Source organism: Streptomyces sp. NPDC088194, assembly GCF_040702025.1.
Taxonomy (GTDB): domain Bacteria; phylum Actinomycetota; class Actinomycetes; order Streptomycetales; family Streptomycetaceae; genus Actinacidiphila.
This window is the reverse complement of sequence record NZ_JBFBIV010000034.1, coordinates 77,857-91,564: the sequence shown is the minus strand read 5'-3', so window position 1 is coordinate 91,564 and position 13,708 is coordinate 77,857. Positions and strand designations below refer to the sequence as shown.

At 70.6% G+C, this 13,708-nt stretch carries 13 protein-coding genes; 10 read left to right on the top strand and 3 right to left on the bottom strand.

The window, feature by feature from the left end:
- Positions 1-149: 149 nt before the first annotated feature.
- On the top strand, positions 150-812 hold the full coding sequence (locus tag AB0399_RS20500) for an HAD family hydrolase (RefSeq protein ID WP_329370161.1): 663 nt from the start codon (positions 150-152) through the stop codon (positions 810-812).
- Between the two features lie 74 nt (positions 813-886).
- On the opposite strand, the gene AB0399_RS20495 is transcribed toward AB0399_RS20500, so the two are convergent.
- The 3 genes from AB0399_RS20495 to AB0399_RS20485 form a co-directional block, all read right to left on the bottom strand.
- Positions 887-1,312: a hypothetical protein gene (locus AB0399_RS20495; RefSeq protein ID WP_366412294.1), complete on the bottom strand. Its 426-nt coding sequence runs from the start codon at positions 1,310-1,312 to the stop codon at positions 887-889.
- Positions 1,313-1,540: 228 nt separating this feature from the next.
- Entirely contained in the window at positions 1,541-2,266 is a 726-nt protein-coding gene (locus AB0399_RS20490; RefSeq protein WP_366412293.1) for an alpha/beta hydrolase, read from the bottom strand.
- A gap of 273 nt (positions 2,267-2,539) precedes the next feature.
- Positions 2,540-3,850, bottom strand: coding sequence for a helix-turn-helix domain-containing protein (locus AB0399_RS20485; RefSeq protein WP_366412292.1), 1,311 nt, complete (start codon positions 3,848-3,850; stop codon positions 2,540-2,542).
- Between the two features lie 462 nt (positions 3,851-4,312).
- On the opposite strand from AB0399_RS20485, the gene AB0399_RS20480 reads away from it, so the two are divergent.
- The 9 genes from AB0399_RS20480 (at position 4,313) to AB0399_RS20440 (ending at position 13,611) form a co-directional block, all read left to right on the top strand.
- Positions 4,313-4,945, top strand: coding sequence for a hypothetical protein (locus AB0399_RS20480; protein ID WP_366412291.1), 633 nt, complete (start codon positions 4,313-4,315; stop codon positions 4,943-4,945).
- A gap of 303 nt (positions 4,946-5,248) precedes the next feature.
- The gene (locus tag AB0399_RS20475) at positions 5,249-5,428 is read left to right on the top strand and encodes a hypothetical protein (RefSeq protein ID WP_366412290.1); all 180 of its coding nucleotides are present in this window, start codon (positions 5,249-5,251) and stop codon (positions 5,426-5,428) included.
- A gap of 219 nt (positions 5,429-5,647) precedes the next feature.
- On the top strand, positions 5,648-7,393 hold the full coding sequence (locus AB0399_RS20470; RefSeq protein WP_366412289.1) for a DUF6801 domain-containing protein: 1,746 nt from the start codon (positions 5,648-5,650) through the stop codon (positions 7,391-7,393).
- 82 nt (positions 7,394-7,475) lie between these two features.
- Entirely contained in the window at positions 7,476-8,465 is a 990-nt protein-coding gene (locus AB0399_RS20465) for an ATP-binding cassette domain-containing protein (RefSeq protein WP_366412288.1), read from the top strand.
- Positions 8,466-8,490: 25 nt separating this feature from the next.
- Positions 8,491-9,336, top strand: a complete 846-nt coding sequence (locus AB0399_RS20460; protein WP_329370176.1) for an ABC transporter permease — start codon at positions 8,491-8,493, stop codon at positions 9,334-9,336.
- A gap of 3 nt (positions 9,337-9,339) precedes the next feature.
- Positions 9,340-10,230 carry an ABC transporter permease gene (locus AB0399_RS20455; protein WP_329370178.1) on the top strand — a complete coding sequence of 297 codons (891 nt, stop codon included), beginning with the start codon at positions 9,340-9,342 and terminating at the stop codon, positions 10,228-10,230.
- A complete protein-coding gene (locus AB0399_RS20450) occupies positions 10,227-11,507 on the top strand; it encodes an MCE family protein (RefSeq protein ID WP_329370180.1) in 1,281 nt (426 codons plus the stop codon). The genes AB0399_RS20455 and AB0399_RS20450 overlap by 4 nt, the downstream gene beginning before the upstream one ends.
- Entirely contained in the window at positions 11,504-12,535 is a 1,032-nt protein-coding gene (locus AB0399_RS20445) for an MCE family protein (protein WP_366412287.1), read from the top strand. Before AB0399_RS20450 ends, AB0399_RS20445 begins: the two co-directional genes overlap by 4 nt.
- Positions 12,532-13,611 carry an MCE family protein gene (locus AB0399_RS20440; RefSeq protein WP_366412286.1) on the top strand — a complete coding sequence of 360 codons (1,080 nt, stop codon included), beginning with the start codon at positions 12,532-12,534 and terminating at the stop codon, positions 13,609-13,611. The genes AB0399_RS20445 and AB0399_RS20440 overlap by 4 nt, the downstream gene beginning before the upstream one ends.
- Positions 13,612-13,708 lie beyond the last annotated feature (97 nt).

Below are 13,708 nucleotides of genomic sequence, written 5' to 3'. Positions count from 1 at the left end.
GGTCCGGAGCGCAGGGCCGTTGGGTGCCTGCCGGATCTGCGGTCCGGGCCAAGGCTCGCGTGCCGGGGCGTCGGGGCGTCCTGCCCGGTGGCAGAGCACGGGTTCGTCGTCGCGTGCCCCGGTCCAGAAGACCCGTCTACCCTGCAGTTATGAGCCATGCGATGGAACTCGTCATATTCGACTGCGACGGGGTACTGGTCGACAGCGAGCGCATCGCCGTGCGCGTGGATGCCCTCGTCCTGGCGAAGTGGGGGTGGCACCTCACCGAGGCCGAGATCGTCGAGCGGTTCATGGGCCGCTCGAACCAGTCCATGGCGAGGGAGGTGGAGGCCCACCTCGGGGAGAGCCTGCCGGCCGGCTGGCAGGACGAGATCGAGCCGCTCTACCGCGAGGCGCTGGCCGCCGACCTCGTCCCCGTCCCCGGAGTCGTCGATGCCCTTGATGCCCTTGACGCGATTGCCGATCTCTCCACCTGCATCGCGTCCAGCGGAAGCCACGACAAGATGCGCTTCACCCTGGGACTGACCGGTCTCCGTCAACGTTTCGAGGGCCGCATCTTCAGTGCCGACGAGGTCGAGCACGGCAAACCGGCGCCCGATCTGTTCCTCCACGCCGCGCAGCGGATGGGCGTCTCACCGCAGGCGTGCGCCGTCGTCGAGGACAGCCCGTACGGACTTCAGGCGGCCCGAGCCGCGGGCATGCGCGCGTTCGCCTACGCGGGGGGAATGATTCCCGCGCACCGGCTCGAAGGCCCCGGCACCGTCGTCTTCGACGACATGCGCAAGCTGCCCGGGCTCCTCACGGATCGGTGACGGGCTCCCGCGCCCTCCCAGGACCGCTCTGACCACTCGTTTCGAGCCGACGGGTTCCCCGCGCGGGGGCACCGTCAACTACGGGCGCTGCCAGGCGCGTTCCTCTGAAGGCGGTACCAGACGATCCCGGCGACGACGACACCCGCGGCGAGATAGAGCCAGCGCAGGTCGGACGTGCTGGTGCTGTTGAGGGAGGACGTCGAGAAGGCGGTGACGCCGGTCGCGGTCGCGGCCAGGGCCGCCGGGGAAACGCGCCGCTTCGGCGTGCCCTGGCGGGCGCGGACGCCCGTGACCAGCGCGTAGGCGCCGAGGGCGAGGACGAGGCCGACGAGGGGAGCCGTCAGACCCGGCATGCCATCGCGGGGAGTCTGGAGGGCCACCGCGGCGCCGAACATGACGGCGCACACCGGCGGCACCCAGAGCGGCAGGGGCGGACGCGCCGAAGCGTCGTGGGAACGGCGGGCTGGTCCGAGGTTGCTCCTCGTTTCTGCTGCGTCCATGGGGGCCATTGTGGCAGCCGAACGTCGGGCGCCCCCATCTGCCCTCGGTGCCGAGGGCGTCCTCGGCGTGCGGCCGGCCGTGGAGAACGCCGAGGTTCGCCGCGCATCGAGGAGGGGCAGGGCCGGTCCTCGATGCGCGGCGGCCTGAGCCGCACCGCCCACGGCCCACCCCTACCGTCCGGGGCCGGCCTGGCGGATCGGTCTTGCTTCCGGCCTGGCGGCTCGGTCTTACTTCAGGTGGCGATCGAAGAACCGGGTCCCGTCCACCAGCTCGAACGCGGGGGTGCCGGTGTGCCCGCCGAGGTTGGCGTGCAGCGTCTTCTCCTGGGTGCCGAAGGCGTCGAAGAGGTCCAGGGCCCGCTGCCGGGGGTTGCCCCTGTCGTCCCACTGGAGCAGGAACAGCAGCGGAACGGTGACCTGGCGGGCCTCCTCGCGCTGGGCGCGGGGCACGTAACCGCCGGCGAAGAGACCGGCGGCTTTGATGCGCGGCTCGGCCACCGCCAGCCCGATCCCGACGGCGGTCCACCCCGAGTACCCGACCGGGCCGCCGTGGATCTCGGGCAGCGTGAGGAGGGCGTCCAGGGTGGTCCGCCATTCCGGGACCGCCTTCTCGACCAGCGGGCCGACGAAGGACTCGAAGATCTCGTCGACCGGTTCGCCGGCCTGCATCGCCCGGCGGAGCTCGCCGCGGGCCTGGTCGTCGGTGGCCGAACGGGGCCGGTCACCGCTTCCGGGGGCGTCGATGGAGGCGACCGCGTAGCCGGCCGCCGCGTGGTGCCGGGCCCGGGCCACCAGTCGGGCTTCCGTCCTGGGCAGGCCGTTGTTGTGGGCCATCAGGATCAGCGGGGTCGGTACGGCGGATTCCGGCGTCCACAGGGTGCCGGGGATGTCGCCGAGGGTGAACTCGCGGGCGAGGACGCCGTCATCGAGGCGTTGCTCGGAAACGAACTGCATGGTCGTGCCTTTCGGGAGTGCGCGTGATCGGCGCTCCCGGACGACCTATCGCCCGGCCGTGACCCTGGAGGGGAGCACCCATGGAGATACTGTGTTCACGGGTACCACCTCCTTGTTCTCTCGCACGGCTTCCGGAAAAGTAGCAGGGGCCGGTGCGGGCGGCAAACGGGTTTCGGCGGGCGTGCGGTGGGGCGACGCGGGCGCCGGGAACCCAGGGCGAGCGCGCGTCGCGGTGGGGCCGGGACCGTGGCCGGTTCCGTGGCAGGGGCCGTATTACGCGGTGGGGGAGCCGTCTTCCCCGTACTGGCGCAGGTGTAAGGCCCGCAGCGCGATCTCCGTGGCGAAACGGTCGTCCGGGTGGGCCAGTTGGTCGCCGAAGGCGCGGTCGAGGATGCGCATACGGTAGCGGACCGTCTGCGGGTGGACCCCCAACTGGTCGGCGACCTGGCCCGCGGTGCCGCGGGTGGTCAGCCAGATCCGTAAGGTGTCGATCAGGCGGGTGCGCTGCGCCGGCGTCAACCCGACCAGCGGGCCGAGGTACTTCCGGGCCATCTGGTCGGCGAGCGCCGGGTCTCCCAGCAGCCACAGCGGCAGCAGATGGTCCTCGCTGAGGATGAGCGAGTCGTCGTCGGAGGCACCGTCGACCGCTCCGGAACCGCCGATCGCCCCGGCACCGGCGCTCCCGCTCACCCCCGCGCGCCCGGCCGCCCCGGAACCCCCGACCACCCCCGAACTGGCCAGCGCCAGCGTGTGCCGCGCCCAGCGCAGCGAATCCGCCGCCTCGCCGAGCGCCGTGGTCAGCCCGACCGCGGCCCGGCAGCCGCCGAGCGCCGCGGTCAGCGAGGCGCGCCGCTCCTCGGTGAACGGCCCCGGTATCAGCAGGTGCGGCTCGGGATCGGCGAAGTCCTGGAGGACGTCGCGGTCGAGCGCGGTGCGGGCCGGGCGGGTGCCGAAGGCGACCGCCACCATCGTGACTTCCTCCGGCAGCGGCCACGCGGCGTGCTCGGCGAGTTCGGCCAGCGCGCTGCGCGCCACCGCGGTGCCGCCGAGGATGCGGCGCAGCAGCCGGCGGCGCCGGTTGTCCGGCTCCTCGCCCAACTCGGCGAGCGCCTGCACGTATCCCTCGCGGGACAGCTCGGCCAGGTCGCCCATGTAGGCGAAGAGCGCGTCGGCGAAGGTCAGCATGAAGGACGCGGACAGGTTGTAGCGGCGCCCGACCGTACGCACCCGGCGCAGCGCCACCTGGCAGCCGATCCGGTACGCGGCCTGGAGGTTGTCCAGGCTGCGGCCCTCGTACGCCTCGAAGCGGCCGAACCGGCGGCAGAGGTCGTCACGCAGCGAGGTGGTGGCGGTGGGGGCGGCCACCCGGTCCACGAACGTGGCGATGCTCTGCTCGATCCCGATTTTGATCACCCGGCTGTTGGGGCCCTCCAGGAGATGCCCGTATTCGGGGATCGCGGCGACGATTTCAGCCGCCATCTCTTTTAATAGACTCGGCAGTTCAGGGCGCATGATCGCGGCGAACTCCCGTGGAATCGGACCCGGTGCCTCCGTTTGCTCCGGGGTCTGCCGCATTACGGTCATGTCCGCCCCCTCCCGTGCGCCCCATCGCGCCTCGGTGACCTCGGTGCAACATAGACCAAACGTCTACGGAGCGCAGCCCCATGGACACGGAAACGTTGTCATCCCTGGTTGCGCGGGCCCGTGTTCGCCCGCGGCGGGCGGCCGTAGCACAGTGTCCGCGGGCCACGGGGGCGCACTGATCACGAAGTGGGCCGCGGACCTGCAAGTGCTCACTCTTTTACAAACCGCCCGGTGGCGATGTTGCCCCGGTGACAGAAAAATACCGGTCGGTAGTGGCCGGTGGAGATTCTTCGGCCGGATTCTTGCGCCCTCCGGTTACCCGTGCGTAACGTCCTCCCCCGCAAGGGCAACCGACTGGAATCGGTACCCAACGTTCCAGGTAGTGAGTCGCAACCGAATTGCGCCCGAGCAGCGCAGACATCGGTTTTATCAGGCACGCCAACTCCCAGGAAGGAACAGCCCATGCGTAAGGTCTCCCCTCTCGTCAAGGGTGGCGTCGTCACCGGCGCCGCGCTCGCCGCGTCCCTCGTCCTCGCCATCAGCCCGGCCTCCGCGGCCGGCACGTGGACGGTCACCGGCGGCGGTGCGTTCACCGCCACCTCCACCAACACCGTGCTGAAGGACACCGCCACCGGCACCACGCTGTCGTGTAAGTCGTCGACCGCGACAGGCACCGCGGCGAACACCACCGGTGCCAGCGGCACCGGCATCGCGTCGATCGCCGGCGTGACCTGGACCACCTGCTCCGGGCCGCTGGGCATCACGTTCACCGTCACGGCCGACAACACCCCGTGGGCGCTGAACGCCGTCAGCTACAGCGGCGGCGTCACCACCGGCACCCTGACCGGTGTCGAGGCGCACATCAGCGGCCTCGGCTGCACCGCCACCTTCGCGGGCGCGAGCGCCACCACGCCGGCCACGCTGGACGTGAGCTACACCAACTCCACGCACGACCTGAAGGTGCTGGGCACCGGCAACCTGCACGCCTACAACGTGTCGGGCACCTGCCTCGGCCTGATCAACACCGGTGACGCGACCACGTACACCGGTGACTACATCGTCTCGCCGTCCACCCTGGCGATCACCTCGCCGTGACCCGGCGGATCGCGTAGCGGGCGGGTTCGCTGCACCAGCGCGCTACCGCACCACCGCACCAGCAGGGACCCCGGCCCGCGGTCTGAGGCCGGGGTCCCTGTGCCAGGGAGGGGACTCGCGTCATGAGAACGGCTTCGAGGGGGAGGGCGGGATGACATTCACCCGGCGAGGGATCAGGGCGAGCGCCGTGCTGTGCGCGGCTGCTGTAGGCGGCGCGCTCATGGTGGGCGCTCCGGCGTCGGCGGCGCCGGGGGGTGCGTTCTCGGCCACGTCCACGTCGGCGCGGCTTCGGGTACGGGGTCGGTGGACGTCGCGTACGACAACGGCGACCACCAACTCAGCCTGAGCGGCGGCAACCTGCGGACGTACAACTCCGCGGGCACCTTCCTCGGGCTCATCGACGACGGTGACGCCTGGAACTTCACCTCCGCGCTCACCGTCACCCCGGCCCGGACCATCCGCCCGGACGGCGTGACCGGGTGACGGTCCCCGCGGTGAGCCCGGGCGAGGCGCAGGGCCCCGCCAGGACTCACTGGAGGACAAAATTCCGGTTGCCGTTTGTCACCCGATGACAAGAATTCCCGGCTCCGGAAATTCGCCGGATCTTCGGCCGTTCGATCACTTGTCCACCCTTATTACCCACACGTAATGTCCTGCCGCCAGGGCTGGAAGAGGAGTTCGGAAATGAGGGGTGCCGTGCGAGTGAGCCGACCGCGTCCGCGTCGAGTGGTGCAGCTCGCGGGCGTCGCGGCCGCCGCGCTCCTGGCGGGGCTGCTGCCGGGCACGGACTCGGCGGCGAGCGGCGAGCCCGACGGGGTCTCGCTGGCGTACACCTGCCAGTTCGGTGCCGGCCAGGACCCGCAGGACATCAGCGTCGGCATCAAGCAGGCGTACCCGGCGGACGGGACCGTCGGCAAGCCGATCCAGCCGGGCGACCTGACGCTGACCGTCGGCATCCCGCGGGCCGCCGTCACCGCGCTGGTCCCGGCCGAGGCCGACACCCTCAGCGGCAGCACCGACATGAAGACGAACATCACCCAGGGCACCTCGCGGACCGTGGTGATCTGGCCGGACCTGACCGCGAAGTCCACCACCGTGGCCGGCAGCGGCGATCTCGACCTGGTCTTCACCGGCAAGGTGCCGGGTGTCTCGGTGACGGCCGGGGGTGATCTGGTCTTCGCTGCCGGCGACCTGGACCTGACGCTGCATCCGCAGTCCGCTGCCGGTACGCCCTCGGACCCGGGCACACCCACCGCGGACCCGTCGACCCCCGCCGATTCCGGTACGGGCGGAAGCAGTTCGGACGACAGTGGAGCGGTCAGCCCGTCGGACATCTCCGGCAACGCTCCCGCCGGTTCCGGCACCGTCGCCAGTGGCAGCGCCGCAGGGTCGCTCACCGACATCACCGGGCTGTGCGCGGCCAAGGCAGGTCAGGACATCACCCTCGGGACGGTGACGGTGCCCGGTGGCACCTCTTCGACGCCGTCCTCCGGCACCTCGACCGGCGCCACGGGGAAGCCCGGTACGCCGTCCGGCTCCCCCACGTCCTCCACGCCCGCGGGCGGTTCGCCGACAGACACGCGCACCACCATCGTCCCGCTGGACACGTCTCCGCCGCACTCGGGCCGGACCACCTGCGACGCGGTGCCGCATGGTGAACTTGACCCGAAACGGCTGCCGCCGGTCAGTCCCCAGGCGATCGTCCTACCCCTGCCCAGTATGCCGCCCTTCCCGGACGCCCGCATGTGCGCCTATGCCGTGGGCTTCTCGAACGTCAACAAGCTCACCGGCGCGATGATCATCAACGATCCGAACGCCCACCCCGTCCTGGCTGACGTCAACTCCGGCCGGCGCAAGGTCCTCGACTACACCAACGAGTACGTCGAGGTCGACTCGCTGTTGTCATTCGCCCCGCCGCCGTCGCATGCGACCTTCCTCACCTACGGCTTCGTGCCCACCAGCGCCGAGGTGGACTTCGTCCCCAAGGGCCTGATGACCGTCGTCCAGACCGGTGACGACTACTACAACGAGCCGATCCTCACCACCATCGGCGGCTACCAGGACATCCGTATCCACGACGTGAAGATCAACGGAGTGACGCTGGACGTCGGCCCCAACTGCCACACCGCCACTCCGGTCGATGTGGTGCTCAAGGGACGCAAGCGCCCCTCGACGGACACCAGCACTGGTGGGCTGCCCAACTACGACATCGTGGACGGCGGCCCGCTGGTGGACGACAACCTCACCGTCCCGCCCTTCACCGGCTGCGGCACTCACGGCGAGAACCTGGACGCGCTGTTCACGGCGTCGCTGTCGGGATCGGGAAACACCCTCAACATGGTCCAGGCGCCGATCTGTTCACCGGACGACGGCACCACCCCGCAGAACTGCACCGAACCCGACATCCCCCTGCCCCAGCTCCCCGTCCGCGCCGGGTCCACCAAGTGACCGCCGCCGCCGGACGTACCTCCGTCCACCGCACCACCGCCCCCCACCCGTCCGTCCACCACAACCGCCCCCGGGAGGTGCAATGGGAATCGAAGTGATCGTCGAGGGTCTGACGAAGTCCTTTGGCAAACAGACCGTCTGGGAAGACGTGACGCTCACTCTGCCGCCCGGCGAGGTCAGCGTGATGCTCGGTCCCTCCGGTACCGGCAAGACCGTGTTCCTGAAGTCCGTGATCGGCCTGCTCAAACCGGAGCGGGGACGGGTGATGGTGAACGGCGTCGACATGGTCGGCGGCAAGGAACGGGACATCTACGAGACCCGCAAGCTGTTCGGCCTGATGTTCCAGGACGGCGCGCTGTTCGGCTCGATGAACCTCTTCGACAACATCGCCTTCCCGCTGCGGGAGCACACCCGCAAGAAGGAGTCGGAGATCCGCCGCATCGTCATGGAGCGGATGGACATGGTCGGCCTGATCGGGTCGGAGGGGAAGCTGCCCGGCGAGATATCCGGCGGGATGCGCAAACGCGCCGGGCTGGCACGGGCGTTGGTGCTGGACCCGCAGATCATCCTGTGCGACGAACCGGACTCCGGGCTCGACCCGGTGCGCACCTCGTACATCTCGCAGCAGTTGATCGACCTCAACGCGCAGATCGACGCCACGATGCTGATCGTCACGCACAACCTCGACATCGCCTCGACCGTGCCGGACAACATGGGCATGCTCTTCCGGCGCCGGCTGGTCGCCTTCGGGCCGCGCGAGTTGCTGCTGACCAGCGACGAGCCGGTGGTGCGGCAGTTCCTGGGCGGCCGCAAGGAGGGGCCGATCGGGATGGCCGAGGAGAAGGACGAAGCGACCCTGGCCCGCGAGCAGTCGACCGACCTGCCCGCCGAACTGCCGCGCCGGATCGCCCCCCAGCTCGAACCGAGCCCCGGACTGCCGCCGCGCCTGGCCGTGCAGCGCCGCCGGGCCCGGGTGCTGGCGATGTGGGACGACCTGCCGGTCGCCGCGCGGACGGCCATGAAGGCCGGACTCGCCCCCGCGCAGGCCCCCGTACAGGAGGAGCACGCATGACCGGGCCCGCCGCGGAGGTGGCCGGATGACCGCGCCGCCCGTACCGGAGTCCGCGCCGGAGGCAGCCCCGCCCGCGCGCGCCGCGGCCGTCCCGCGCCGCTCCATCCCCGGCGCCGGTGCGCTGCGCGAGACCGGCCAGCTCCTGACGCTTGCGGCGACCACCGTCCGGGACACCTTCCGGCGGCCGTTCCAGATCCGCGAACTGATCGAGCAGTTCTGGTTCGTGGCGAGCGTGACGATCCTGCCCGCGGCGCTGGTGTCGATCCCGTTCGGCGCCGTGATCGCGCTCCAGGTCGGTTCGCTGGCCCAGCAGTTGGGGGCCCAGTCGTTCACCGGCGGGGCGAGCGTGCTGGCGGTGATCCAGCAGGCCAGCCCGCTGATCGTGGCGCTGCTGATCGCGGGCGCCGGCGGCAGCGCGATCTGCGCGGACCTCGGCTCGCGGAAGATCCGCGAGGAGCTGGACGCGATGGAGGTGATGGGCGTCTCCCCGGTGCAGCGGCTGATCGTGCCGCGGGTGCTGGCCACGATGCTCGTCGCCCTGATGCTCAACGGCCTGGTGTCGGTGGTCGGCACCGCCGGCGGCTACTTCTTCAACGTGATCGTGCAGCACGGCACCCCGGGCGCGTACCTGTCCAGCTTCTCGGCGCTCGCCCAACTGCCCGACCTGTACATCTCCGAGATCAAGGCGGTGATCTTCGGCTTCATCGCCGGGATCGTCGCCGCCTACCGCGGGCTGCACCCCAAGGGCGGCCCGAAGGGCGTCGGCGACGCGGTCAACCAGTCCGTGGTCATCACCTTCCTGCTGCTGTTCGTGGTCAACGTGGTGCTGACCGCGATCTACCTCCAGCTCGTGCCGCAGAAGGGAGCCTGAGCGATGGCCCTGCTCGACAAGGACGCCCCGCGGCCCGAGCCGCCCGAGCCCGCCGCCCCGCCGCCGCCCCGCGCCCGCCGGGCGCGCCCGGGACGCTGGCTGCGCTGGCTCGACGACACCGGCGACCACCTGCTCTTCCACGTCAAGGCCGTGCTGTGGGTCCCGCGCACCCTGCGCCGCTACCTCAAAGAGGTGCTGCGGCTGCTGTCGGAGGTCGCCTTCGGCAGCGGCGGCCTGAGCGTCATCGGCGGCACCGTCGGCGTGATGATCGGCATGACGCTGGCCACCGGCACCGTCGTCGGCCTCCAGGGCTACGCGGCGATGAACGAGCTGGGCACCGCCGCGTTCACCGGCTTCATCTCCGCCTACTTCAACACCCGCGAGATCGCCCCGCTGATCGCCGGCCTCGCGCTGTCCGCGACCGTCGGCGCCGGGTTCACCGCGCAGCTCGGCGCGATGCGGATCAACGAGGAGGTCGACGCGCTGGAGAGCATGGGCGTGCGCTCGATGCCCTACCTCGTCACGACCCGGATCATCGCCGGCGTGGTCGCGATCATCCCGCTCTACGGCATCGGCCTGCTCAGCAGCTACGCGGCCTCCCGGCTGGTGACCGTGTGGTTCAACGGCCAGTCGCCCGGCACCTACGACCACTACTTCAACCTCTTCCTCGCACCGGAGGACGTACTGCTGTCCATACTGAAGGTGCTGATCTTCAGCGTCGTGGTGATCCTCGCGCACTGCTACTACGGCTTCACCGCCAAGGGCGGCCCGGCCGGGGTCGGGATCGCCGTCGGACGGTCGGTGCGCAACGCGATCGTGATCATCTCGCTCACCGACTTCTTCCTGTCGCTGGCGCTGTGGGGCGCCACCACCACCGTGCGGGTGGCGGGATGACCACCACCGACACCCGTACCCCGGGGCCACCGCCGGCCCCGCCCGCCCCGCCGGCCCGCCCGGTCCGCGGCAGCGGCGCCGCCCGCCGCCGCACCGCCGGCATCATCTTCCTGCTGGTGCCCGCGCTGCTGGCCTGGCTCGCGGTCGCCGTCTACGACAAGTCGTTCAGCAACGCCGCCAAGGTCACCGTGGACACCGGAAGCGCCGGCAACGAGATGAACCTCGGCGCCGACGTGAAGATGCGCGGCGTCGTGGTCGGCCGGGTCACCGCCATCCACGCCAACGGCACCGGCGCCCGGCTGACGCTGGCCATCGACCCCGGCAAGCTGCACCAGATCCCGGCCGGCGTCACCGCGCAGATGCTGCCGACCACGCTGTTCGGCGAGCGGTTCGTCGCGCTCGTACCGCCGGCCGGCAGCCCCTCGGGCGGCCCCGCGCTGGCCGCGCACAGCACCATCCCGCAGGACCGCTCCGCCGACGCCGTCGAACTCGAACAGGTGCTGGACAACGTGATGCCGCTGCTGACGGCCGTCCAGCCGCAGAAACTCGCCGCCACCCTCAACGCGGTCGCCACCGCGCTCGACGGCCGCGGCCAGGAACTCGGCACCACCCTGGTCCAGCTCGACCGCTACCTCACCAAGCTCAACCCCCAACTGCCCGCGCTCACCGACGACATCAAGCAACTGGTGACGGTCAGCAACACCTACAACGCGGCCGCGCCCGACATCGTCCAGGCGCTCACCGACTTCACCAAGACCAGCGGCACCATCGCCCAGCAGCAGGCCAACCTCAGCACGCTGTACGGCTCGACGACCGCCACCGCGCAGGACCTCACCACCTACCTGCGGCAGAACAAGGAGAACCTGATCCACCTCGCCGCCGACAGCCGCGGCACCCTGCAACTGCTCGCCCAGTACGCCCCGTCCTTCCCCTGCACGCTGCGCACCCTCGCCGACTTCGTGCCGGCGATGGACAAGGCGCTCGGCAAGGGCACCGACGAACCCGGCCTGCACGTCAACGTCACCGCCGTCGCCTCCCGCGGCAAGTACGTGGCCGGCAAGGACACCCCGGTGTACGACGCGAGCGGCGGCCCGCAGTGCTACCCGGTGCCGTACACCGGCCGCGGCACCACCCCGATCGCCAACTCCCCGCAGGAGAACGAGCTGGTCGACGAGTTGCTCGCGCCCGGCATGAACACCTCGCCCGGGAAGCTGCCGGACTGGAGCAGCGTGCTGACCGGGCCGGTCTACCGCGGGGCGGAGGTGACGGTGAAGTGAACCGCCGCAGCCTGACCGGGCCGATCGTCAAGTCGCTGATCTTCATCCTGGTCACCGCCTTCGCCACCACCGTGCTCGCGGTGAGCATCGCGGGCGCCGGGGTCGGCAACACCTCCGGCTACAACGCCGAGTTCACCGACACCACCGGGCTCAACAAGGGCGACAGCATCCGGATCGCCGGCGTCAAGGTCGGGCAGGTCGAGTCGATCAAGGTGGTCAGGCACCGGGTCGCGAAGGTGCACTTCTCCGTGCAGAAGGGCCGCACCCTGCCCGCCTCGGCCACCGCGACCATCAAGTACCTCAACCTGGTCGGCCAGCGCTACATCGACCTCCAGCAGGGCAGCGGCCCGGTCGGCAGCACCCTGCACCCGGGCGCCACCATCCCGCTCGGCCACACCACGCCCGCGCTGGACCTCACCGAACTCTTCAACGGCTTCCAGCCGCTCTTCGAGGGGCTCTCCCCGAAGGACGTCAACCAGCTCTCTGGGGAGATCGTGCAGGTCCTCCAGGGCGAGGGCGGCACCGTGGACAGCCTGCTCAGCAACATCGGCTCGCTCACCACCACGCTCGCCGCGAAGGACCAGGTGATCGGCCAGGTGATCGACAACCTCAACTCGGTGCTGACCACCGTCAACACCCGCGAGGCCGGCTTCAACGACCTGATCACCTCGCTCCAGCAACTCGTCACCGGCTTCTCCGCCGACCGCGAGCCGATCGGCCAGTCCATCACCGCCATCTCCCAACTCACCACCAGCACCGCCGGGTTGCTCCAGGACGGCCGGCAGCCGCTGAAGAACTCCATCGCCCAGCTCAACCGGGTCTCCACCAACCTCGGCGACAACACACCGCAGTTGCAGAAGTTCCTCACCACCACCCCGGGCAAGTTCCAGACCATCGGCCGGCTGGCCTCCTACGGCTCGTGGCTCAACCTCTACCTGTGCCAGGCCACCGTGCACGGCGTCACCACCTCCGACGGCAGCGCGCCGCCCACCGGTATAGCGATCACCGAATCGAGGTGCCGGTCATGAGGCTGAGACCGCCCACGCTCCGCCTGCGCCTCCACCCCGCCCGGCGCGGCCACCCGCTCTTCCGGCCGCTGCGCGAGCGCAACCAGATCGCGGTCGGCGTCGTCGGCCTGCTGGTGCTCGCCCTGCTCAGCCTCGTCGCGTACAACGCCGACGCGCTGCCGCTGATCGGCGGCGGCACCACGTACTCCGCCCACTTCACCGAGGCGGCCGGCCTGAAGAGCGGCAACGAGGTGCGGGTGGCGGGCGTCAAGGTCGGCAAGGTCACCCATGTGGGGCTGGACGGCGCCCAGGTCAAGGTCACCTTCCGGGTCCGGCACACCTGGATCGGCGACGCCAGCACCGCCGCCATCGGCATCAAGACGCTGCTCGGCGAGAAGTACCTCGCGCTGGACCCGCTCGGCGACCGCGAGCAGGACCCCGGTGACACCATCCCCAAGTCCCGCACCACCTCGCCGTACGACGTGACGCAGGCGTTCAACGGGCTCGGCCAGACCTTCGGCGCGATCGACACCGACCAGCTCGCGGCGAGCTTCCAGGCGATCTCCGACACGTTCAAGGACACCCCGGCCTCGGTGCGCACCGCCGCCACCGGGCTGTCGTCGCTGTCCAAGACCATCTCCAGCCGCGACGCGCAGCTCGCCTCGCTGCTCAGCGGCAGCAAGAAGCTCACCAAGACCCTCTCCGACCAGAACAGCCGCTTCCAGGAGCTGATCTCCGACGGCAACCTGCTGCTCGGGGAGGTCGAGAAACGGCGGACCGCCATCCACTCCCTGCTCACCGGCACCCAGAACCTGGGCACCCAGCTCAACGGCCTGGTCGCCGACAACGACAAGCAGCTCGCGCCCACCCTGGCCGCCCTCGACCGCGTCACCAACGTGCTGCTCGCCAACCAGAGCAGCCTCGACAAGGTGCTGGCGCTGGCCGGCCCCTACTACCAGGTGGTCGGCAACACCCTCGGCAACGGCCGCTGGTTCGACAGCTACCTGTGCGGGCTGGTGCCGAAGAACTACCTGCCCAGCGGCACCCCGCCGACCACCGGCTGCATGCCGCCCAAGGCGACCGGAGGAGCGTCGTGAGCGCCTTCCCGCGGCGGCTGCGCCGTACCAGCAGACTGACGCTGCCGGACCTCCCGAGGGAGAACGACGAGATCGGCGGAGGCGGCGGAGGCAGCGC